The organism is Phenylobacterium sp. (genome assembly GCF_030645195.1).
Taxonomy (GTDB): Bacteria; Pseudomonadota; Alphaproteobacteria; order Caulobacterales; family Caulobacteraceae; genus Phenylobacterium.
Genome location: NZ_JAUSLW010000070.1, coordinates 1 through 20,837, shown reverse-complemented (window position 1 = coordinate 20,837; position 20,837 = coordinate 1). Strand labels below are relative to the sequence as shown.

The following is a 20,837-nucleotide window of genomic DNA, read 5'->3' as shown; positions in this document are numbered from 1 at the left end:
GCCGCAATTGCTTGCTAAAGGCGTGCCCCTCGCAAGCGGTTCCGGGGCACGAATGAGGCCCATAAGCGCCAAGTGTGGGAGGAAAACTTGTCCGAGGCCCTCGACGCCGTCGATGCTAAGATTCTGGATCTCATCCAGCACGACGCCGGATTATCCGTCGCCGAGATCGCCGAGCGGGTCGGATTGTCCTCCAGCCCCTGCTGGCGCCGCATCAAGCGCCTGGAAGATTCGGGCATCATCCAGCGCCGGGTGACCATCCTGGACCGCGAGCTGCTGGGTCTGGGCTTCGAGGTCTACTGCACCGTCAAGCTCAGCCTGCCCACCAAGGACAACCTCAACGACTTCGAACAGGCCATAATCAAGCTGGCCGAGGTGGTGCAGTGCGCCACCGTCACCGGCTCGGCCGACTACGAGTTGCGGATCGTGACCCGGGACATGCACGCCTTCGACGACTTCCTGCGTGACAAGATCCTGTCCCTGGGCCTGGTGTCCAACATCGAGAGCCGGATCGTCATCCGCTCGGTGAAGAACACCACCGCCGCGCCGCTCGGCCTCGTCAGCCCCTATGTGAGCGCCCACAGCTAAGAGTTTTCCCGTGATCGATCTGGTCATCGAACAACGCCGCAAGGACCTGGGCGGGTTCGAGGTGGGCCGCGTCCTGCCCTTCCACTCGCACCGGATGGTCGGGCCCTTCATGTTCTTCGACCACATGGGCCCGGCCGAGTTCGCGGCCGGCTTCTCCCGCGATGTCGACGTCCGCCCCCACCCCCACATCGGCCTCTCGACGGTGAGCTACCTGTTCGAGGGCGAGATGACCCACCGGGACTCCGTGGGCGCGGTCCAGGCCGTGAAGCCCGGCGAGGTCAACTGGATGACCGCCGGCCGCGGCGTCACCCACTCCGAACGCTTCGAGACCCTGCGCGCCCACGGCGGCCGCCTGCACGGCATCCAGACCTGGGTCGCCCTGCCCGACGGCCAGGAGGAGATCGATCCAGCCTTCTATCACCACGAGGCCGCCGACCTGCCGACCTATGAGGCAAACGGCATGTGGGCCCGGCTGATCGTCGGCAAGGCCTTCGGCGCGGAGGCCAAGGTCAAGACCCATTCGCCGATGTTCTATGTCCACTGGGCCCTGGCCGCCGGCGCCAAGGCGCAGCTGCCGGCCGAGTATCCCGAGCGGGCCGCCTATGTGGCGCAGGGCTCCGTCGAGGCGGAGGGCCAGGCCTTCACCGAGGGCCAGATGATCGTCTTTAAGCCCGGCGAGCCCGTGCTGTTCACCGCCGTGACGCCCGCCATCGTCATGCTGCTGGGGGGCGAGCCCGTGGGGCCGCGCTTCATCGAGTGGAACTTCGTCTCCTCGTCGAAAGAGCGCATCGAACAGGCCAAGGCCGACTGGCGCGCCGGCCGCATGAAGCTGCCCGACGCCGACGACCAGGAGTTCATCCCCCTGCCCGAGCCAAGCCCGCCGGCCAACCCGATGTCCTGAACAACCGTCATCCCGGCCAAGGCCCGCTTGCGGGCCGCAGAGCCGGGACCCAGGGGGAACCGCAGTGCGCCTGCCCCTGGGTCCCGGCTCTCCACTTCGCTGCGGCCGGGATGACGGGGATAGGTTGGGTTACCCCAGCGCCTTGCGCGTCTGGTTCCAGTACTGCCAGCCGGTGATCAGGGTCACGCCAGCCGCGACCCACAGGGTTGTATGGGCGAACAGCGTCACCGGTTCACGGATGGCCGGGTCGGCCGGGAGCTGGAAGGCGCCCCAGGAGGCCACCAGCAGCTCCGCGCCCAGGGCTACCAGCTGGAGCGTGGTCTTCCACTTGGCCAGCAGCGTCACCGGCAGCTTGATCCCCTTGCCGGCGCCCACCTCGCGCAGGGCGCTGACCGTGAATTCGCGGAACAGGATCAAGCCCACCGGCAGCACCACCGCCGGCTGCGGCCCCAGCGCCATCAGGCCCAGGATCGCGCCGGCCACCAGCACCTTGTCGCCGATGGGGTCGAGGATCGCGCCCCAGACCGTCACGGCGTCCAGCTTGCGGGCCAGCCAGCCGTCGAAATAGTCGGTGACCGCAGCGATCACGAAGGCCCAGAAGGCGAAGCGCTGCAGGGCGAACTGCATGTCCGGCGTCAGGCGCGCGCTGACATAGGGCACGCCCCCCGCAGCCGCGGCCAGGGCCACGAACATCAGCACGGTGAGGACCAGGCGGCCGGCGGAGAGGATATTGGGCAGGGACTTCATCATGGCAGTCTAACGCTCCAGCCCAGCTTCCGTCGCTAGCTCTTGCGGAAGAAGTCGAAGATCCGCTGGGCGAGCGGCTCGCTGACCCCCTCCACCTTCATGATGTCCTCCACCGAGGCTCTGGAGACCCCGCGGGCCGAGCCGAAGGCGTGCAGCAGGGCCCGCTTGCGCCCCGGGCCCACCCCCTCGATCTCGTCGAGGGGGTTCTTCTTCATGTCGATGGAGCGCTTGATGCGGTGGGTGCCGATGGCGAAGCGGTGGGCCTCGTCCCGCAGCCGCTGCAGGTAATAGAGAACCGGCGACTTGGGCTCGAGCATGAACTGCGGCTTGCCAGCGACATGGAACCGCTCCAGCCCGGCGTCGCGGTCGGGGCCCTTGGCGACCCCCACCACCGGGATGTCGTCGACGCCCAGGTCGGCCATCACCTCCATCACCGCCGAGATCTGGCCCGCGCCGCCGTCGATCAGCACCAGGTCGGGACGGGGACTGGAGGCCTCGCCGCTCTCCTCCTCCTTGACCATGCGGCCGAAGCGCCGGCGCAGCACCTCCTTCATCATCCCGAAGTCGTCGCCGGGGGTCAGCTCGGTCCCCTTGATATTGAACTTGCGATACTGGGTCTTCTGGAAGCCGTCGGGCCCGGCCACGATCATGCCGCCGACGGCGTTGGTCCCCATGATGTGGCTGTTGTCATAGACCTCGATCCGCTCGGGCGGCGCCTCCAGGCCGAAGGCCTCGGCCACCCCGGCCAGCAGCTTCCCCTGGGCCGAGCTCTCGCTCATCTTGCGCCCAAGGGCCTCGCGGGCGTTGGTCAGGGCGTGGTCCACCAGCCCCTTCTTCTCGCCCTTCTGCGGCCGGCTGATCTCCACCTTGCGCCCGGCCTTCAGCGCGAAGGCCTCGCTGAGCAGCGCGCGCTCGGTGGGCTCCACATTGGTCAGGATCAGCCGCGGGATCGGCTTGTCGTCATAGAACTGGCCCAGGAAGGCGCTCATGATGTCGACGTCCTCGTCGGACTTGTCGACGCGGGGGAAATAGGCCCGGTTGCCCCAGTTCTGGCCGGCCCGGAAGAAGAACACCTGGACGCAGGCCTGACCGCCCTCGGCGAACAAGGCAAAGACGTCGGCCTCCTCCAGGGTCTCGGGATTGATCTGCTGCTCCTGGGCGACAGAGGCCAGCGCCCGGATGCGGTCGCGCAGGCGCGCGGCCCGCTCGAACTCCATCTCGTCGGAGGCCGCCTGCATCTCGGCCGACATCTTGCCGATCACCGCCCGGCTCTTGCCGCGCAGGAAGTCCTCGGCCTGCTCCACCAGGGCCGCGTAGTCCTCCAGGCTCACCAGCCCCGTGCAGGGCGCGGCGCAGCGCTTGATCTGGTGCAGCATGCAGGGCCGGGTGCGGCTCTCATAGACGCTGTCGGAGCACGACCGCAGCAGGAAGGCCTTCTGCAGGGTGTTCAGCGTGCGGTTCACCGCCCAGGCGCTGGCGAAGGGTCCGAAATAGTCGCCCTTGATGGTGTGGGCGCCGCGATGCTTGCGCAGCTGGGCGGCCGGGTGCTCGCGCCGGATGACGATCTCGGGGAAGCTCTTGTCGTCCCGAAGCAGCACGTTGAAGCGCGGCTTCAGCTGCTTGATCAGGTTGATTTCGAGGAACAGGGCGTCGGTCTCGGTGCGGACCGTGACGAACTCCATGGACCGGGTCAGGTCCACCATCAGGGCGATGCGCTGGGTGTGGAAGCGCCCCTGGGCGTACTGCAGCACCCGCTTCTTCAGGGAGCGCGCCTTGCCCACATAGAGGACCTCGCCGTCCTCCCCCATCATGCGATAGACCCCCGGCGCGTCCGGCAGGCGTCTCACCTCGTCCTTGATCAGGGCCGCGCCCTTCAGGGGCGCCAGGGTCACGTCCGTGGGCATGGGGCAGATATAGGCGAGTCCGCCGCGATGCGCAGCGGCGGCGCGACCTTTCGTCAGGCTTCGGTTTTCCGCCCGGTGCGCCTATGTACCAGGTTCGCTAAGAGTGACCTCGCTTGAGCGCCCCCGCGGGCTTCAAGGCTATGCGGGACGACGTGTTGCAGCAGATCGACTTCCAGGCCCTCTTCGACGTCCTGCCCAGCCCCTACATGGTGCTGGACCGGGCGCTGCGGTACGTCGCCGCCAACCAGGCCTATGTCCAGGTGGTCGGCCGGACCCGCGAGGAGCTGCTGGGCCGGGACATCTTCGAACTGTTCCCCGATCCCGGCGAGAGCGGCCGCCTGCTGCGGGCCTCCTTCCAGCGCGTCATCGAGACCCGCCACCCCGACAGCATGGCGCTGATCTCCTACGCCATCGAGCGGCCGGCCAGCCGCGGCGGCGGGATGGAGATGCGCTACTGGTCGGCGGTCCACACCCCCCTGCTGGGCGACGACGGCGAGGTGGCCTTCATCGTTCAGAACACCGTCGACGTCACCGAACTCCAGGCCCTGAAGGATACGGCCCAAGGTCCCGGCGCCCTGGCCCCCGGGCCCGGCGAGACCAGCCTGCTCCAACGGGTGCAGGAGGTGCAGGAAGCCAACCTCTCCCTGTTGCAAGAGACCGGCGAGCTGCGCGACATTTTCCGCCAGGCGCCCGGTTTCATGGCCGTGCTCACCGGGCGCGACCTCACCTTCACCCTCGCCAACGACGCCTATAACCAGCTCATCGGCCATCGCCCGATCATCGGTCGGCCCGTGGCCGTGGCCCTGCCCGAGGTGCGCGGCCAGGGCTTCATCAAGCTGCTCGAAGGGGTGATGGCCAGCCGCGAACCCTTCATCGGCCGGTCGATCAGCGTCCTCCTCCAGCGCGCGCCCGAGGGCCCGCCCGAGGAACGCTTCGTCGACTTCATCTACCAGCCGATCCTCGGCGCCGACGGGCAGGCGGCCGGGGTGTTCGTGGAGGGCAGCGACGTCACCGACCGGGTGCGCGCCGAGGAGCAGCAGAAGCTGCTGCTGGACGAGCTGAACCACCGGGTGAAGAACACCCTGGCCACCGTCCAGTCCATCGCCGCCCAGACCCTGCGCACCAGCCCGGACCCCCAGGCCTTCAAGGAGGCCTTCGAGTCCCGCCTGATGGCGCTCTCCTCCACCCACGACCTGCTCACCGCCTCCAGCTGGCGCGGCGCCGACCTGCGCGACATCCTGGGCGCCGAGTTCCGGCCCCATGGCGTCGAGCGCTACAAGCTGGAGGGTCCCGACCTCGGCCTCTCGCCGTCCCAGGCCCTGGCCCTGGGGCTCTTGTTCCACGAACTGGCCACCAACGCCGCCAAGTACGGCGCGCTCTCCAGTCCCGAGGGGTGCGTGAAGGTGACCTGGACGGTGGCCGACGATCGCCTGGTGATCGCCTGGACCGAGGAGAAGGGCCCCAAGGTCACAGCCCCCACCCACAAGGGCTTCGGCTCACGCCTGATCGAGCGCAGCCTCAAGGGCGAACTCGGCGGCGAGGCGACGCTCGACTACCGCGAGGACGGCCTCCACTGCCAGGTCATCCTGCCGCTCCAGACAGCAGGTTAGGCCCGACGCGGCTGGGTCTTCGCGCCCGGCGTCTGGCCGATATAGTCGATCAGGGCGCGGCTCGGCGCCCAGCCCAGCAGGCGGGTCTTGCTGGTGTCGATGTCGGCGCTCATCCGGTTGCCGGCCACTTCGGGGCCCATGACGATCTCGCCGCCGAACATCTCGGCCACCTCCAGGATGGAATAGGCGCGGTTGTCCCCCAGGCCGAAGTCGTCGCCCTCGCCGTGCTCCCCCACCAGGAGCAGGCCTTCGACGATGTCGTCGATATGGGTGAAGTTGCGCTTCTGGGTGCCCGGCGCATTGACCCGCAGGGGCTCGCCGGCCAGCCGCCGCTGGCGGAAGATCTCGATCAGGGTGCCATAGGCCCCGGCCCGCTCGCCCGGCCCATAGACATTGTAGAAGTAGGTGATGGCGTAGTTCAGGCCGTACCAGTCGCCATAGTTGCGCACGAGCTCGGTGTTGGTGGCCTTGGTCCAGGCATAGGGGCTCTGGTCGCGCCCCAGCCCGCCGTCCCCGAACTTGGTGGAGGAGCCGGCGTAGAGCAGCTTGCAGCCCTTCTCCCGGCAGAATTCCAGCACCCCGAAGGTGCCGACCTTGTTCAGGTCCCACACCACCTCGGGTTCCTTCAGGCTCTTCTCCACCCGGGAATATTCCCCCAGGTGGAAGACCAGGTCCGGAGTCTCCGGAACCAGGGCCGCCACATCCCGGGTGTGGCCCTCGCGATAGTCGACGCCGTCGACATGGGCCTCCGTGGTCCCGGCGAAATAGTTGTCCAGCGAGATCACCCTGTGGCCCTCGGCCACCAGGCGAGCGCACAGCGACGAACCGATGAACCCGGCGCCGCCGGTGACGAGGATGAGCTTGGCCATGGGAGGAGAATGGTCCGGGAGGGTTTAAAGGCGTCTTAGCCGGAAAGAATTGGCTGACGCTCTTAGATGCTCCCCTCCTGGGGGAGCTGGCGCGAAGCGCCTGAGGGGGACCTTGACTCTTGTTTGAGGGCGGAAGACGTCGACGACGTCGATCCCCCTCCGGCACGGACCTGCGGTCCGCGCCACCTCCCCCACATCGGCGCGACGCGCCTGGGGGAGGATCTTGTCAAAGCTTCACTCCGCCGGCCTCCAGCTTGGCGAAACCGGCCTTGGTGAGCTTCACATAGCCCTTGGCGCCGTCCTTGTAGAACATCGGCCCCTTCACCTTGCCGGGGTCGAAGCCCTCGGCCACCAGGTCCACCTTGCGGTGCTTGAAGGTGCCGGTGACCTCGATGGCCGGCAGCAGGCGGACGAAGATGGGCTGGGCATAGGGCGGCAGGTCGCGGGCCACCTGCTCGCCGAAGGCCTTGATGTCGAAGCCGCCCTCCACCACCAGTCCGGCCATGCCCGCGCGGCCGTCGGCGCCGGGGACCTCCACACCGTAGACATTGGCCTCGGTGACGCCGGGAATGGCCTCCAGCCGCTCGGCCACCTCGCCGGTGGAGACGTTCTCGCCCTTCCAGCGGAAGGTGTCGCCGATCCGGTCGACGAAATAGAAGTAGCCGTCGGCGTCGATCTTCATCAGGTCGCCGGTGCGGAACCAGGCGTCCCCCTTCTCGAAGACGTCGCGCAGGATCTTCTTGTCCGAGGCGGCCTTGTCGACATAGCCGGTATATTCGCTGCGGGCGTCGCCGGCGTTGATCTTGCCGATGCACTCCCCCACCTGGCCCGGGCCGCACTCGATGCAGAAGCCGTCGGTCCCGCGGATCGGCGCCTCGGCCTCCACATCGTACTGCACCAGGCGGATGTTGAACTTGTTGCGCAACCACTTGGGCGCGCGGCCGATGGCGCCGGTGCGGCCATCGAAGTTGAACATCGACACATTGCCCTCGGTGGAGCCGTAGAACTCCAGGATCTCCGGGATGCGGAAGCGGGCCTTCATCTCGGCCCAGACGTCGGGGCGCAGGCCGTTGCCGAAGGCCAGCCGCAGCCTGTGGCGGGTCTCGTCCTCGCCGGGGGGCTGGTTCACCAGGTAGCGGCACAGCTCGCCGATATAGACGAACAAGGTGGCTTCCTCGCTCGCGACATCGGACCAGAAGTGGGTGGCGGAGAACTTCTTCTTCAGCACCACCGACCCGCCGTTCAGCAGGGCCGCGCCCAGGCCGCAGAGCCCGCCGGTGGAGTGGTAGAGCGGCAGGGGATTATAGACCCGGTCCTTCTCCGTGGCGCCGGTCGCCCCGGCGAAGCCGCGCATGAACAGCTGGGCCCGCACATGGGTGATCCGGGCGGCCTTGGGCAGGCCGGTGGTGCCGGAGGTGTAGATCAGCAGCGCGGTGTCGTGCGCCGTCATGCCATCGCGCACCATTCGGTCCGGCGGCAGGGAGCTGCAGCTCTTCAGGGCCTGGGAGAGGTCGCGCTGGTCGCCCACCGCGTGGCCCAGCACCCACTGCTGCATGGGCCGCTCCAGCAGGCCGCGGGCCTGTTCGAAGGTGGGCGAGGTCTCGCCGTCGACGATGGCGTGGCCGGCGCCGGAGATGTTCAGGCAGTGGGCGAGCGCCAGGCCCGAGAGCTGGTTGTTGATCAGGGCGGTGACCACCCCCACCTTGGTCAGGCCATACCAGATGGGGAAGTATTCCAGTCGGTTGGGCATGAACAGCGCCACGGTCTGGCCGCGCCGCAGGTTGTTGGTCTTGGCCCAGTGGGCGTAGCGGTTGGCGATGGCGTCCATCTCGCCATAGGTCAGGGTCTTGCCCTCGAAGGTCAGGGCGCGCCGGTCGCGCCACTGGTCGACGGCGGCCTGCAGATCGTCGCAGATCAGGTTGGGGGAGGTGGGCGCAATGGTCTTCACCCGCTTCAGGGTGCGGTTGAGCCCGCGTACGAACCGCCACTCACGTTCGAGCCGGGCCCGAAAACTCATGCACACCCCTCCGACGTCCAGATCACCTTGGCGGGGCCGCGCGCGCCGGGTCAAGCGGGGCCTTGGAGACCTGACGTCACACCCGCGTCAGGCGAACCCGACCGTGGCGCAAAGGACTCAGTCCAACGACCCGACTCACGGGTTAGTCTGGTTCCATGACACCCCTGCCCCGCGCCATCCTGTTCGACCTGGACGACACCCTCATCTCCCTGGGCCGCCGCCCCCAGCTGCTCGCCGAAGTGGCCGAAGAGTTCGCCCCCCATCTCACGCCCCCCGGCCCGGTCCGGGTCGCGGAGGCGTTGGAGAACGCCTTCCGTGTTTTCTGGTCGGACCCCGAGCGCCACAGGATCGGGCGCATGGACCTGACCGCGGCGCGACTCGGCATTGTCACCGAGGTCTTGGCCGACCTCCGGCGCGAGGCGCCCGGCCTCACCCCGGAGGCCGCTCGGGCGTTCGCCGCGCGCTTCGACGCCTATCGTGAGGAACAGATCCGCTTCTTCCCCGGCGCCCTGGAGGCCATCGACGAGCTGAAACGCCGCGGCGTGAAGCTGGCCCTGGTGACCAACGGCGCGGCCGCCGTCCAGCGCCAGAAGATCGAGCGCTTCGATCTGGCCCACCGCTTCGACCACATCCAGATCGAGGGTGAGGCCGGCTTCGGAAAGCCCGAAGAGATGGCCTATCTCCACGCCATGACCGCCCTCGGAGTCACCGCGGCGGAGACCTGGATGGTGGGCGACAATCTTGAATGGGAGGTGGCCGCCCCCCAGCGCCTGGGCATCTACGCCATCTGGCACGACCACCTGGGGGAAGGGCTGCCCGAGGACAGCCCCATCGTCCCCGACCGCATCGTGCGCTCCATCGCCGAACTGACCGCCGATTTAAGCTGAGCCGTCGATTAAGGCGAGATTGCGGTGCGAATTTGAGAGAATTCGGCATGATGATGGACGGATCTTGTCCAACAATTTCGGAAAACTGAAGTTATCGAAGAAAATTTGAATCGCCGCAAACCGGTATTCCACGGGCGGTAACGGCGATTCGGGGCCCCACAGGTCGGGATCGGCTCCTGAAATCACGGAACGTGTGAGCAGCCGCTTCGTTAATCTCCAGAACAACACTGGAAGGTCTGAAACATGACTGTCGAATATAGCCCCTTCACCAAGCCCACCTTCACCGCCGCCGACTTCGCGCGCCACGAGCCGGCCCGCGCCGGCGACACGCCGATGTTCGCCGAAACCCCCATCTATGCCCGCCCCAAGAGCCGCAAGGCCAAGGGCGGCATCCACCCCGCGGCCCTGATCGCCGTGCCCACGGTGGCCCTCGCCCTCGGCGCCGCCGTCATGATGATGGGCGCGCCCCGCGACGAGACGCCGCCCCCGAGCGCCGCGGTCGCCGTGGCCCCGGCTCCGATGCCGGCTCCGGCCCAGACTGCGGCCCTTGAGGCCCCGCCCGCCATGGCCCCCGAGGCCCCCGCCCCGGTTCGGGTCGAGACGCCCAGGACCACGGCTCGCGTCGCCGCTGCACCCACCCGCGTGGCCCGCGCCCGCCCCGCCGCGGCGCCCAGCGCCGAGGCCGCGGGTCAGGACGCCAGCGCCACGCTTCCGTCGGCCCCGATGACCTATTCGGGCTCGGACCAGACCTCGGCCTCGGCCCCGACCGCCATCGTGGTCCCGCCGGTGATGACGGCCCCCGCGCCGGTCAACCCGGCTCCGGCGGAAGCCACCCCGGACTCGGCCCAGCCCGAGGCGGCCACCGTTCCGACCCCGTAAGGGTCTCCGGGGCTGGGCCCTCCCCTCTCACCAGTCCCGACAAACTGGGCGGCGCCTGCGGGCGCCGCCCTTTTTCGTGGGCCGGAACCTTCCCGCACGGTGGAGGTTAAATGCCCATGTCCATCCTGATCGTCATCCTCGTCGTCGTGGTCCTCCTGGCCCTGGCCCTGTTCGCCGTCCAGAAGATGCCCATCCCCTCGCCCCTCAACTGGATCATCCAGGTGGTGCTGATCGTCATCGCCATCGCGGTGATCGGCCAGCGCGCCGGCCTGTTCTAGAGCGTGACAGCCTGAAGTGGACTCCGGTTCAGGCGCCCGTCACGCTCCAAGCGTCAGCCGCGCGATTGATCCGGGGCAGGCCGCCCGCTAGGCTCGGAGCGCGCCGGCCCGTCGGCGCGCTTTCCAGTCAGTGAACGGTTTCCCGATGGACGATCTCACGAGCGGCCAGGTCGAGACCCTGCGTGATCTGGCCCGCAAGAAGACCGGCGAGGCTGTGGGCTTCGTCAACATCGCCGACGCCCGCGCCCTGACCGAGCTGGGCCTGGCCCACCGCAGCCAGGAGGGTTGGGACATCACGCCCGAGGGGACCGCCCTGCTGGCCCGCGACGCCCCGCCTCCGGCCAACGTCGACCCGGGCTGAACTCGACGGTTGGACACGCGAAAGCTGTCCGAAATTTCACTTTCGGTCCCTCCCCCGGCGCCTATGGTCACGGCTAAAGTGACCTTGGGGGCCTCATGTTACGCACCGCCTTTTCCGTCCTCGCCCTGACCGCGGCCCTGGCCGCCGCGCCCGCCTACGCCCAGGCGCCCGCCGCCGCGCCCGCCGCCGTGGCGCCGGGCGTCTCGGAGGACGCCCGCCTGGCGGCCTTCTTCCAGGAGGCCTTCCTGGAGAGCGCCCGCCTTAGCCCCGAGACCCTCACCCAGCTGGGCATGAAGGAGCGCTACGGCGAGCTCGGCGACTACACCAAGGCCGGCCAGGACAAGGCCCTGGCCGTGGCCCAGGCCCAGCTCGCCCGCATGACGCGGACCTTCGACCGCGCCCGGCTCAGCCCGGCCTCCCAGCTCTCCTATGACCTCTTCGCCAAGTCCGTCGCCACCCAGGCCACCCTGACCAAGTGGTACTGGCAGGCCTATGCGGTCTCCTCCACCGGCGGCGCCCTGGACGGCCTGCCGGTGATGCTGATCAACAACCACCGGGTCGACACCGTCGCGGACGCAGAGGCCTATGTCGCCCGCCTGCGCGCGGTGGAGCGGGTGGCCGGCGAGGTCTCCGCCGACCTCGGCGAGCGCACCGCCAAGGGCTACCTGCCGCCGGCCTTCGTGTTCGGCCGCGTCATCCCCGACGCCCAGAACCAGATCAAGGGCGCCCCCTTCGACACCGGCCCCGACCACGCCATCTGGGCCGACTTCAAGACCAAGGTCGCCGCGCTGAAGACCGACGAGGCCGTCAAGGCCAAGCTGCTGGCCGACGGCGAGGCGGCGCTGAAGGGCGAGTGGCGGCGCGGCTACGACCGCTACCTGGCCGCGCTCGCGGCCATGTCGGCCAAGGCGACCAGCGTCGACGGCGTCTGGGCCCTGCCCCAGGGCGACGCCTACTACGCCGACATGGTGGCCTTCTTCACCACCACCACCCTCACCCCCGACCAGATCCACCAGACGGGCCTGTCGGAGGTCGCCCGCATCCGCGGGGAGATGGAGGTCATCAAGACCAAGGTCGGGTTCAAGGGCTCGCTGGCCGAGTTCTTCGCCTATGTGAAGTCCGACCCCAAGTTCCACTACCCCAACACCGCGGCCGGCAAGCAGCAGTACCTGGCCGACGCCAAGGCCCTCATCGCCAATTACATGGCCGTGGCGCCCCGGCAGTTCTCCCACCTGCCCAAGCAGGCCCTGGAGGTCCGCGCCGTCGAGCCGTTCCGCGAGAAGACCGCCTCGGTGGCCTTCTACAATCCGGGAACCCCCGACGGCTCGCGGTCGGGCATCTTCTACGTCAACCTGTCGGACATGACCCAGGTGCTGAAGCCCCAGATCGAGGCCATCGCCTATCACGAGGGCGCGCCGGGCCACCACTTCCAGATCGCCCGCTCCATGGAACAGGCCGAGCTGCCGATGTTCCGCCGCTTCGCCTACCAGGGCGCCTATATCGAGGGCTGGGGCCTCTATGCCGAGAAGCTCGGCAAGGAGGCCGGCTTCTACCAGGACCCCTATAACGACTTCGGCCGCCTCTCCCTGGAGCTGTGGCGCGCCGCCCGCCTGGTGGTGGACACCGGCATCCACGCCAAGCATTGGAGCCGCGACCAGACCATCGCCTACATGCGCGACAACACCCTCAACTCCGAGCGCGACATCGCCTCGGAGGTCGACCGCTACTTCACCAATCCCGGCCAGGCCACCAGCTACAAGACCGGCCAGCTGAAGATCTCGCAGCTACGCGCCAAGGCCGAGGCGGCGCTCGGCCCGAAGTTCGACCTCAGGGACTACCACGAGGTGGTGCTGTCCAACGGCGCCCTGCCCCTGGACGTCCTGGAGGCCCAGGTCGACGCCTATGTCGCGCGGAGGAAGTAGGCCCGGACACGCCTGGATGCGGCCCCTCAACGGGTCTAACCTTACGAACCATGACTTGGTCCGATAGGGGGAAGCTATGCGTGTGTCCTTGACCGACGCCAAGGGTCAGCTCACCGACCCTGTGCGCCGGGCGGAGTCCGGCGAGGAGGTGATCCTCACCCGGCACGGGCTGCCGGCGGCTCGCCTCATCCCGATCAAGGCGGCGCCGGACCGCAAGGCGCGCCGGAGCAACCTGGAGGCCGCCCATCGCTCGGGCGTCGACAAAGCCGGCAAGGAGACGGACGCCGCGCGCAGTCAGGACTTCCTCTATGGCGACGACGGCCTGCCCGGGTGATCGCCATCGATAGGGCCGCCCTCAGGGCCGGCGGGCGTGATCAGGCAGGGCCTGTAAACCCGGACGCCTCGAACAGCCGCCATAGCTTCACCGTACCTTTGATGGGATGATCGGGCCGCCCGCGTCTCAGCCGTATGGATGTTCCCGGCCCATGCCGACCCAAGCCCTCGACAACGCCTTCGCCGCGGAAGGCTCACCCCTGCTGTTGCCGGGCGGGGCGCTGCTGGCGGACGCCGGCGAGGCGGTCGCGGCGCTCTACCGGCTCACCGCCGGACGCCTGGCCGAGGTGGAGCCCACGGTCGAGGGCGGCGGGCGCCTGCTGACGGTGCATCGGCCCGGCGCCCTGATCGGCGGGGCCCAGCTTCTGGGGGATGGCCTGCACCACACCACCATCACCGCCCTGCGGGATTCCGAGCTCCAGGCGATCCCAGCCGCCCGCGCCGCGGTCCTGCTGGGCGAGCGGCCCGCCCTGCTGGCCGAGGTGGCCCGGGCCGCCCTGGCGCGCCTGCGGACCGCCCCCTCCCCCCAGCAGCGCAGGAGTTCGATCCTGGGCTTCGTGGCCATCGCCGACAGCGTCGCCCTGCGCGATCTGGTCGAACGCCTGGCCATCGCCATGCGCGCCCTGGGCGCCGAGGTCGCGGTCCTGGGCGCCGAGGCCGACGACAGCTCGCCGGCCTATCTCCACGCCCTGGAGGTGGAGCACGACTTCGTCCTGATGGCCGCCGAGCGCAAGGACGTCGATTTCGCCACCTATAGCGGCCGCCAGATCGACCGGCTGATCCTGGTGGCGGACGCCGAAACGCCCCTGCCCGAGGGGCCCATCGGCTTCGCCACCGCGGCGATCCGCAACCAGCGCCTGCTGGACGTCATCCGGGTTCACCCGGCCGACAGCGGGCGGCCCCAAGGGTCCGACCCCTGGCTGGACGCCGTCCCGGCCTCGCGGCTGTTCCAGATCCGGCAGGGCGACGGGCCTGACCTGGCCCGCCTGGCCCGCATCTATACCGGCAATTCCGTGGGCCTTGCGCTCTCCGGAGGCGGCGCCCGGGCCTACGCCCATATCGGCGTCGCCCGCGCCCTGGCCGAGCTGGGGATCCCCATCGACTTCGTCGCCGGCACCTCCATGGGGGCGGTGATCGCCGCGGGCCTGGCCATGGGCTGGGAGGGCCCGGAGATGGACCGCCGCATCCACGCGGCCTTCGTGGACTCCAGCCCGCTGTCGGACATCGCCTTCCCCATCCTGGCCATGACGCGGGGCCGCATGGTGGACCACCGCCTGGAGACCCACTTCGGCGACGTCCAGATCAGCGACCTGTGGCGGCCCTTCACCTGCGTCTCCACCGACCTCACCGTGGGCGGCATGCGCGTCCACCGCCGCGGCTCCCTGCGCCGGGCCCTGCGCGCCTCGCTGTCCCTGCCGGGCGTCCTGCCGCCGGTGGTGGAGGACGGCCACGTGCTGGTGGACGGGTCCCTGGTGCGCAACCTGCCGGTGGACCTGGTCCGCGAGCAGCATGACGGGGTGACCATCGGGGTCGACGTCTCCAGCGCCGACGGCCTGCAGCCCGACGACCTGCTGCTCAAACCCTCGGGCTGGCGCTGGCTCGCCTCCGGCGCCTGGCTGCGGGGCCCGCCCATCGTCTCGGTGCTGATCCGCTCGGCCACCATGCCCAGCGTCACCGCCACGGCCCTGGTCCGCGACGACGTGGTGAAGATCACCCCGCGGGTCTCGGGCGTCGGTCTGCAGGACTGGAAGGCCTATGAGATGGCCGCCGACGCCGGCTACCGCGCCGCCATGGCCCTGGCCGACCAGCTGTCGGGGCTGCGACGCTGAGCCTTCGGCCACCCCCGGGTCGCCCTTCCGGGACCCGGGTCGGACGGTCCAGCCCGCCTTCGGGCGTTGGACATAGGCCCCGGGCGGCGGCTACACCTCGCGACGTGCTTGGAAAGGGCCCCGATGAGATCGCTCCTGTTGTTCGTCGCGGGGATCTGCCTGGCCGCCGCGCCCGGCGCGGCCCTGGCCCAGGCGCCGGCCGACGCCTTCTTCGAGGGCCTGACCCGTCTCTGCGGCCAGACCTTTTCGGGCCAGGTCGTGACGGGCGACGAGGCCGATGCGGCGTTCCGCAAGGCGGAGCTGGTGATGACTGTGACCGGCTGCACGGACCGTGAGGTCCGCATCCCCTTCCGGGTCGGCGAGGACCGCTCGCGCACCTGGGTCGTCACCCGCCTGCCCGACGGCCGCCTGCGCCTGAAGCACGATCACCGCCACCCCGACGGGATCGAGGACGAGCTGTCGCAGTATGGCGGCGAGACCCGGGACCGCGGCGCCGCCGACCTCCAGCGGTTCCCGGCCGACGCCTATTCCATCGCGCTATTCACCCGCACGGGCCGGTCGGTCTCCAACACCAATGTCTGGTCCCTGGGTTTGACGCCGGAGGTCCTCACCTACGAGCTGGCCCGCCCGGGCCGCCTGTTCCGCGTGGCCTTCGATCTCACCAGGCCGGCCCAGGCGCCCGTCCCATGACCACCGTCAGGGGATCGCTGGCGTGGCCGTCCATCAGCCGATGGACCTCGATCCCGACGAAACCCGCCCCCTCCAGATAGAGTTCGATCAGCCGGGCATGCCCCTCCGGGCCCACCCCGCGCCAGATGGCCACGGCCTTGGTGGGAAAGCAGCGGTTGGAATAGCTCACCACCAGCGGCGCGGCCGGCCGCAGGACACGGGCGACCTCGCTCAGCACCGCCAGGGGCTGCTGCAGATACTGGACGCCGACGCAGATCATGGCCGCGTCGAGGCTGGCCTCGGCCAGGTCCAGGCGCGGCGCGCGGTTCAGGTCCTGCAGAAACCACCGCGACAGCCGTGGATTGGCCGCCAACTCCTGCGCGTTCATCCCGTGGCCGATCACCTCGCCATAGGTCACCTCCGGGGGCAGGTGACTCACCCAGCTGCTCATCAGGTCCAGCAGCGCCCCGCCCGCCGGCAGCGCCCGCCGGTAGAAGCCGGTCAGGGCCGCGATGGCGGCCTCGTCGATATGGGTCTTCAGCCGGGCCTGGGCGTAGAAGTCCGCGTCGTCCCCGTCGTCCTCCCGAGCGAAGGCGTTGGGCGGCAGTTGGGGAAACGGGCTCATGGGACGAGCATAGAGCGTGACAGCCTGACGTGGGTACCGGTTCAGCAGCTCTGCGTCGGGGCGCCGTAGCGGCTATGGACGGCCCTGGCGGCGGGCCCGTCGAGCTGGAGCACCGTCAGCCTGTCGTAATCGCAGTCGGTGAGCGGCGCGGGCGCCGGGTCGCCCAGGGCGCGGGCGATCTGCGCCACCGTGTTGCTGTGGCCGACGATGAGCACGGTGGCGCCGGCCGGCGCCTGCCGCGCCCGGGCCGCCACCCGCTGGACGTGGGCCACGTCGCCGCCGTCGAAGCCGATGGCGACGACAGGGACCCCCGCCGCCTCGGCGGTCGGCCGCGCCGTCTGGACGGTGCGCTTGAGCGGGGTCGCCAGCACCAGGCTCACCCTCGCCCCGGCCAGCGCCTGGGCGAGCGCCTGCGCCCGGGCCTGCCCCGCCGCGGAGAGATCGGAGTCGCCGGTGGCGACGGCCTTCTCCCCGTGGCGGACCAGAACCACCGTCTGGGCCTGGGCCGGAAAAGCGATGAGCGCGGCCGCCAGGGCCGCTGCGATGAGGCGATGAATCATGGGCTGACCTTACCGTGAACGCCGCGGGCGCGCCCAGACTTGCGCATTGCGCCCGCATCGCGGAACTCTCCCCGCCTCAGGCAAGGGTTCGAGGTCCTCACATGCGTAAGTCCGGCGCCACCAAGGCGCTCTATGCGGGGTCCTTCGATCCCGTGACCCGCGGGCACCTGGACATCATCGGCAAGGCCCTGATGACCTTCGACGCCGTCCACGTCGCCATCGGCGCCAACGTCAAGAAGGTGCGCACCTTCGGGATCGAGGAGAGCCAGCGGCTGATCATCGACTCCATCACCGAGCTGTGGCCCCAGGCCGCCACCGGAACCGAAAACCTGTTCGGCGGCGCCCTGGATGTCAGCGAATATACCGACCGCAGCCTGATCGGCTACGCCCACCAGATCGGGGCGACCCACATCGTGCGCGGCCTGCGCGAGGCCAGCGACTTCAACGACGAGTTCAACCTGCACGGGGTCGCCGGGCGGATCGACCCGAAGGTCCTGATGGTCCACTTCATCTGCGAGTCCCAGTTCCTGCACGTCTCGTCCAGCACGGCCAAGGAACTGGACTCGGTCGGCGAGAGCATCGGCTGGCTGGTCATGCCCTGCGTCGAGGCCGCCTTCGCCGCGCGCCGCGAATTGTTGGGTTGAGGAGCATGGCCATGCGCACCGTGACGGCCCTGACCTGGGGCGTGAAACAGAGCTTCCGCGCCTATGTCGAGGGCGCGGGCGGAACCATCGAGGCCGGTGCCGGCGCCGCGCGCACCGACGACGGCGGCTTCACTTTCGCCGCCGCCCCCGACAGCGGCCTGACCCTGGACGCGGGCGGCCAGCTGACCGGACGCGGCGTCTTCCTGGGCGAGGTCCAGTTCACCGCCCACGGCGGCATGCTCAAGGTCTCCCTGGTCGACCCCATCCTGGAGATCGGCGAGGCCGGCGCGATCCTCACCCTCGCCGACCACCCCACCCGCACCTGGCGCCTGGAGGCCGCCCGCCTCGACCTCACCGCCATCACCCCCGACCCCTCCGGCGGCCTCATCCTCCCGGCGGCCCTGATGATGTTCGGCAGCCAATGGCTCGGCGACCACTACCCGGCCGGCGCGGCGCTCGATCCGGTGCGGCTGACGGTGGGGGGCAGCGATCCAGATCCGGGATAGAGGCAGCAAACCCTCACCGTCATCCCGGGCGATCCGCAGGGGAGACCCGGGACCCAGGGGCCGCGGTCTCGCGTTCCGCGGCCTCCCGCAGCCGCTCCTCCGTCCACTTGGTCAGGCTCTTGCCGCTCAGCTGCGCCGCGAGAGCGGCCTGGGCGTGAACGGCCGGATCGCCATGATCTGCCCCGAATAGGGCTTCTCCGGCGTCTTGCCGGTCTTCCCGCAGGTCTCGATATAGTCGTCCACGGCCTCGTGGAAGGCGACCTTCAGGCCCTCCACATTGTCGGCATGGAAGCCGACGACATCGTTGATCCCCGCCAGCCGGCCGGCGAAGATCTCATCCTCGGCGTCGAACTCCACATGGGCGAAGTGGCCCTTGTAGGCGATGGCGGTCATGGCTTCACTCCTAGCTTGGTCAGGTATTCCCGCGCGTCGCGAACCTGATAGCGCTTGGCCTCCTCTTGAGCGACCTCAAGCCAGAGTAATCTGCACTGCTGGGAGGACGAGCTTGACCGCAAGTTCCATCTGTCGGCACCGTGCGCCGCTTCGCTCTGCTGTTAGCTTGGCGTTGAGGTGGCGCGGGAGAGACGATGAACATCAATATCACCGTCAAGTGCGGGACCTGCGGCGAGCCGACGAACTGCCGGATTGGCCTCTCAGTTAGGTATGAGCGGCCTCTTCGCTTCTGCTGCCACGACTGCGGCTCGCCCATCGATATATTCCTGGCGGACCCAAAGGGCTCGATGCTCGGCCACAAGCTTCCGAAGGTGGATGGCGCGGTCCAAGTGCCTACCGCCGCCGCGCCCTTCGACGCCGAAACGAACTTCGTCGATCTACATCAGGATTTCCCAGTTCATTTCGGAAAATACGTAATGGGGATGACGCCGTTTTTGATGGCATCCCAGCGGATTGGCTTCGAGGCGATGCAACTTCACGGTTCCCGTCTGGCGCAGCTTGACCGAGATCATGATCGGGTCCGTGACTTCAACAACCTCCTTAAACTCTATGCTAAGGAGCGTTTCACGCCGTTCAAGTCCAACATCGGGCGCGTCTTCAAGGTGCCGGTGAAATCCGATCTGCCACAGGACGTGAATGCCGCGCTCTATCTGTTGATCGCGAAGGTAATGCGCCCGTTTGCCTTTCCGGGCCAGAACGAGGACGTTGTTGAGGCTTACAACCAAGTCTTGCTCAGGCTGACAAAAGACAAGGATTCAAAAGAAGAACTTTACGCGTTTGTGCGAAATATTTCGTCGTCTGGCTTTTTAAAGAAAACACAACTAGACTGCCTGGAAATATACCCAAAGATAATTGCCGCCGAAATGCCACTTCGTCCGGCTTTCTTCTTAGATTTCGATAATGAATACGCTGAAGATCCCGTGGCGCTTAGGGTATCTGTTGATTAGTTCGCGACTTACAAAGATTTATATAAAGACATTACAGAGATCATTGCGCGACAGATGATCTTGGTCGCCGGAGTGAACAATCTTCTGAAGCGTGGCGATTTTAACTCGTTTCTTCCTGGAATTGGGAAGACAGCCAAGGGGGATAGGACGCCCAAGTCATTGTCTGAATATGCGGACGTAAATTTCGGCCTTAAGCTCAACTATATCGATGACAGCTGGTTCGAGTTTATGGACGGAGCAGCCGATAATCAACTTCGTAACGCCATCGCGCATTACCGAACAGACTATGACGATGTAACGCAGATGATCACCTATTTCCCGCGCAAAGAGGGAATGGAGGAGAAGAAATCAGAGTCGATCTACTTTATAGAGTTCATGAAAAGAATTCTGGTTGCATATCGTGAAATGCATCGGCTCCATCACCTGATCAAGGCGATGTTCTACGTTAAATTCCTGTGGATTGATCGCGAGGACGAGGCAGCTAAACAAGCTGGGTAAGCGTCGATCGCGAGTTGGAACTCCACTTCCGCCGCATTACGAGCAATCAGGTTCACTGGGGCCATGTCCCGAATGGGTTGAAGACCTTCCCATAAAGCAGAAGGGCCCCGGTTTCCCAGGAGCCCAACGCCGACCGAGAAACCCCAGTCCACTTGAATTCAATATAGGCCATTTTGGCCTAGACCCCAAGTTCTAGCTCGGACCATTCCACCGGCCCAGATCGTGCCGATGGGTCCGCATCGACTGGCCGCCCCTACTCCGCTGCGAGCCCCGCCGCCACCCGCACGCCGTAGTCGGCGTCGGCGGCGGTGAAGTTGGCTGCCATCCGTTGCTGGCTGTCGGGATTGCGGCCCGACAGCGCCGCCCAGTCCGCCCGGAACCTGCCGTGTGGACGCCCTTCCGCCGGGGTCAGGCGAGGTCGAAGCGGTCGAGGTTCATCACCTTGGTCCACGCCGCCACGAAGTCCCGTACGAACGTCTCTTGCGCGTCGTCGCACGCATAGACCTCCGCAAGGGCCCGCAGCTGGGAGTTCGAACCGAAGACGAGGTCGACTCGGGTTCCCGTCCACTTCGGTTCGCCCGTTGCGCGATCGCGTCCCTCGAACACCTCTTCGGCGTCCGAGAGCGCCTTCCAGCTCGTGCCCATGTCCAGCAGGTTCACGAAGAAGTCGTTGGTGAGCGTCCCAGGGCGCCTTGTGAAGACGCCGTGCTGAGACTGTCCGACGTTCGCGTCCAGGACGCGCAGGCCGCCGACGAGCACCGTCATCTCAGGGGCGGTCAGTGTCATGAGCTGCGCGCGATCGAGCAACATCTC

At 68.0% G+C, this 20,837-nt stretch carries 23 protein-coding genes and 1 pseudogene; 15 read left to right on the top strand and 9 right to left on the bottom strand.

Annotated features, from left to right (window positions below; genetic code table 11):
- Nucleotides 1–87 precede the first annotated feature (87 nt).
- On the top strand, nucleotides 88–585 hold the full coding sequence (locus Q7T09_RS06345) for an Lrp/AsnC family transcriptional regulator (RefSeq protein ID WP_304698557.1): 498 nt from the start codon (nucleotides 88–90) through the stop codon (nucleotides 583–585).
- Nucleotides 586–595: 10 nt separating this feature from the next.
- Nucleotides 596–1,486: a pirin family protein gene (locus Q7T09_RS06340; protein WP_304698556.1), complete on the top strand. Its 891-nt coding sequence runs from the start codon at nucleotides 596–598 to the stop codon at nucleotides 1,484–1,486.
- Between the two features lie 29 nt (nucleotides 1,487–1,515).
- On the opposite strand, the pseudogene Q7T09_RS06335 reads toward Q7T09_RS06340, so the two are convergent.
- The 3 genes and pseudogenes from Q7T09_RS06335 to uvrC form a co-directional block, all read right to left on the bottom strand.
- A pseudogene (locus Q7T09_RS06335) lies at nucleotides 1,516–1,599 on the bottom strand (hypothetical protein); the annotation flags it as partial.
- A 16-nt stretch (nucleotides 1,600–1,615) separates the two neighbouring features.
- A complete protein-coding gene (gene pgsA, locus Q7T09_RS06330) occupies nucleotides 1,616–2,233 on the bottom strand; it encodes a CDP-diacylglycerol--glycerol-3-phosphate 3-phosphatidyltransferase (protein WP_304698618.1) in 618 nt (205 codons plus the stop codon).
- A 35-nt stretch (nucleotides 2,234–2,268) separates the two neighbouring features.
- Entirely contained in the window at nucleotides 2,269–4,137 is a 1,869-nt protein-coding gene (uvrC, locus tag Q7T09_RS06325; RefSeq protein ID WP_304698555.1) for an excinuclease ABC subunit UvrC, read from the bottom strand.
- Between the two features lie 113 nt (nucleotides 4,138–4,250).
- Here uvrC and Q7T09_RS06320 point away from each other — a divergent pair, with 113 nt between their 5' ends.
- Nucleotides 4,251–5,747 carry a PAS domain-containing protein gene (locus Q7T09_RS06320; protein ID WP_304698553.1) on the top strand — a complete coding sequence of 499 codons (1,497 nt, stop codon included), beginning with the start codon at nucleotides 4,251–4,253 and terminating at the stop codon, nucleotides 5,745–5,747.
- On the opposite strand, the gene Q7T09_RS06315 is transcribed toward Q7T09_RS06320, so the two are convergent.
- Complete coding sequence (locus Q7T09_RS06315) at nucleotides 5,744–6,616, bottom strand: NAD(P)-dependent oxidoreductase (protein ID WP_304698551.1); 873 nt, start codon at nucleotides 6,614–6,616, stop codon at nucleotides 5,744–5,746. The genes Q7T09_RS06320 and Q7T09_RS06315 overlap by 4 nt on opposite strands.
- Before the next feature lie 226 nt (nucleotides 6,617–6,842).
- Entirely contained in the window at nucleotides 6,843–8,633 is a 1,791-nt protein-coding gene (locus Q7T09_RS06310) for a long-chain-acyl-CoA synthetase (protein WP_304698550.1), read from the bottom strand.
- A gap of 155 nt (nucleotides 8,634–8,788) precedes the next feature.
- Here Q7T09_RS06310 and Q7T09_RS06305 point away from each other — a divergent pair, with 155 nt between their 5' ends.
- The 8 genes from Q7T09_RS06305 (at nucleotide 8,789) to Q7T09_RS06270 (ending at nucleotide 15,812) form a co-directional block, all read left to right on the top strand.
- The gene (locus Q7T09_RS06305; protein WP_304698548.1) at nucleotides 8,789–9,520 is read left to right on the top strand and encodes an HAD family hydrolase; all 732 of its coding nucleotides are present in this window, start codon (nucleotides 8,789–8,791) and stop codon (nucleotides 9,518–9,520) included.
- 243 nt (nucleotides 9,521–9,763) lie between these two features.
- Nucleotides 9,764–10,399 carry a hypothetical protein gene (locus Q7T09_RS06300; protein WP_304698546.1) on the top strand — a complete coding sequence of 212 codons (636 nt, stop codon included), beginning with the start codon at nucleotides 9,764–9,766 and terminating at the stop codon, nucleotides 10,397–10,399.
- 110 nt (nucleotides 10,400–10,509) lie between these two features.
- Nucleotides 10,510–10,677, top strand: a complete 168-nt coding sequence (locus Q7T09_RS06295) for a hypothetical protein (RefSeq protein ID WP_304698544.1) — start codon at nucleotides 10,510–10,512, stop codon at nucleotides 10,675–10,677.
- A 145-nt stretch (nucleotides 10,678–10,822) separates the two neighbouring features.
- On the top strand, nucleotides 10,823–11,038 hold the full coding sequence (locus tag Q7T09_RS06290; protein WP_304698542.1) for a hypothetical protein: 216 nt from the start codon (nucleotides 10,823–10,825) through the stop codon (nucleotides 11,036–11,038).
- A 95-nt stretch (nucleotides 11,039–11,133) separates the two neighbouring features.
- Entirely contained in the window at nucleotides 11,134–12,960 is a 1,827-nt protein-coding gene (locus Q7T09_RS06285; protein WP_304698540.1) for a DUF885 family protein, read from the top strand.
- 76 nt (nucleotides 12,961–13,036) lie between these two features.
- Entirely contained in the window at nucleotides 13,037–13,294 is a 258-nt protein-coding gene (locus Q7T09_RS06280; RefSeq protein ID WP_304698539.1) for a type II toxin-antitoxin system Phd/YefM family antitoxin, read from the top strand.
- Between the two features lie 151 nt (nucleotides 13,295–13,445).
- Nucleotides 13,446–15,122, top strand: coding sequence for a patatin-like phospholipase family protein (locus Q7T09_RS06275; protein WP_304698538.1), 1,677 nt, complete (start codon nucleotides 13,446–13,448; stop codon nucleotides 15,120–15,122).
- Nucleotides 15,123–15,245: 123 nt separating this feature from the next.
- Nucleotides 15,246–15,812 (top strand): hypothetical protein, encoded by a 567-nt coding sequence (locus Q7T09_RS06270; RefSeq protein WP_304698536.1) that lies wholly within the window; start codon nucleotides 15,246–15,248, stop codon nucleotides 15,810–15,812.
- Here the strand turns inward: Q7T09_RS06270 and Q7T09_RS06265 are convergent.
- Nucleotides 15,781–16,416 carry a class I SAM-dependent methyltransferase gene (locus Q7T09_RS06265; protein ID WP_304698534.1) on the bottom strand — a complete coding sequence of 212 codons (636 nt, stop codon included), beginning with the start codon at nucleotides 16,414–16,416 and terminating at the stop codon, nucleotides 15,781–15,783. The two genes, Q7T09_RS06270 and Q7T09_RS06265, sit on opposite strands and share 32 nt — an antisense overlap.
- 41 nt (nucleotides 16,417–16,457) lie before the next feature.
- Nucleotides 16,458–16,976 carry a phosphoglycerate mutase family protein gene (locus Q7T09_RS06260; protein WP_304698532.1) on the bottom strand — a complete coding sequence of 173 codons (519 nt, stop codon included), beginning with the start codon at nucleotides 16,974–16,976 and terminating at the stop codon, nucleotides 16,458–16,460.
- 101 nt (nucleotides 16,977–17,077) lie between these two features.
- Between Q7T09_RS06260 and coaD the strand changes: the two genes are divergently transcribed.
- On the top strand, nucleotides 17,078–17,620 hold the full coding sequence (coaD, locus tag Q7T09_RS06255; protein ID WP_304698531.1) for a pantetheine-phosphate adenylyltransferase: 543 nt from the start codon (nucleotides 17,078–17,080) through the stop codon (nucleotides 17,618–17,620).
- Between the two features lie 11 nt (nucleotides 17,621–17,631).
- Nucleotides 17,632–18,126, top strand: coding sequence for an HtaA domain-containing protein (locus Q7T09_RS06250; RefSeq protein WP_304698529.1), 495 nt, complete (start codon nucleotides 17,632–17,634; stop codon nucleotides 18,124–18,126).
- Nucleotides 18,127–18,252: 126 nt separating this feature from the next.
- On the opposite strand, the gene Q7T09_RS06245 is transcribed toward Q7T09_RS06250, so the two are convergent.
- Nucleotides 18,253–18,519 carry a type II toxin-antitoxin system HicB family antitoxin gene (locus Q7T09_RS06245; RefSeq protein WP_304698528.1) on the bottom strand — a complete coding sequence of 89 codons (267 nt, stop codon included), beginning with the start codon at nucleotides 18,517–18,519 and terminating at the stop codon, nucleotides 18,253–18,255.
- 194 nt (nucleotides 18,520–18,713) lie between these two features.
- Here Q7T09_RS06245 and Q7T09_RS06240 point away from each other — a divergent pair, with 194 nt between their 5' ends.
- Entirely contained in the window at nucleotides 18,714–19,526 is an 813-nt protein-coding gene (locus Q7T09_RS06240) for a hypothetical protein (RefSeq protein ID WP_304698526.1), read from the top strand.
- Nucleotides 19,527–19,580: 54 nt separating this feature from the next.
- The gene (locus Q7T09_RS06235; protein ID WP_304698524.1) at nucleotides 19,581–20,024 is read left to right on the top strand and encodes a hypothetical protein; all 444 of its coding nucleotides are present in this window, start codon (nucleotides 19,581–19,583) and stop codon (nucleotides 20,022–20,024) included.
- 408 nt (nucleotides 20,025–20,432) lie between these two features.
- Here Q7T09_RS06235 and Q7T09_RS06230 read toward each other — a convergent pair.
- Nucleotides 20,433–20,837 (bottom strand): peroxidase family protein (locus tag Q7T09_RS06230; protein WP_304698522.1); only part of this gene is annotated, 405 nt, incomplete at its 5' end.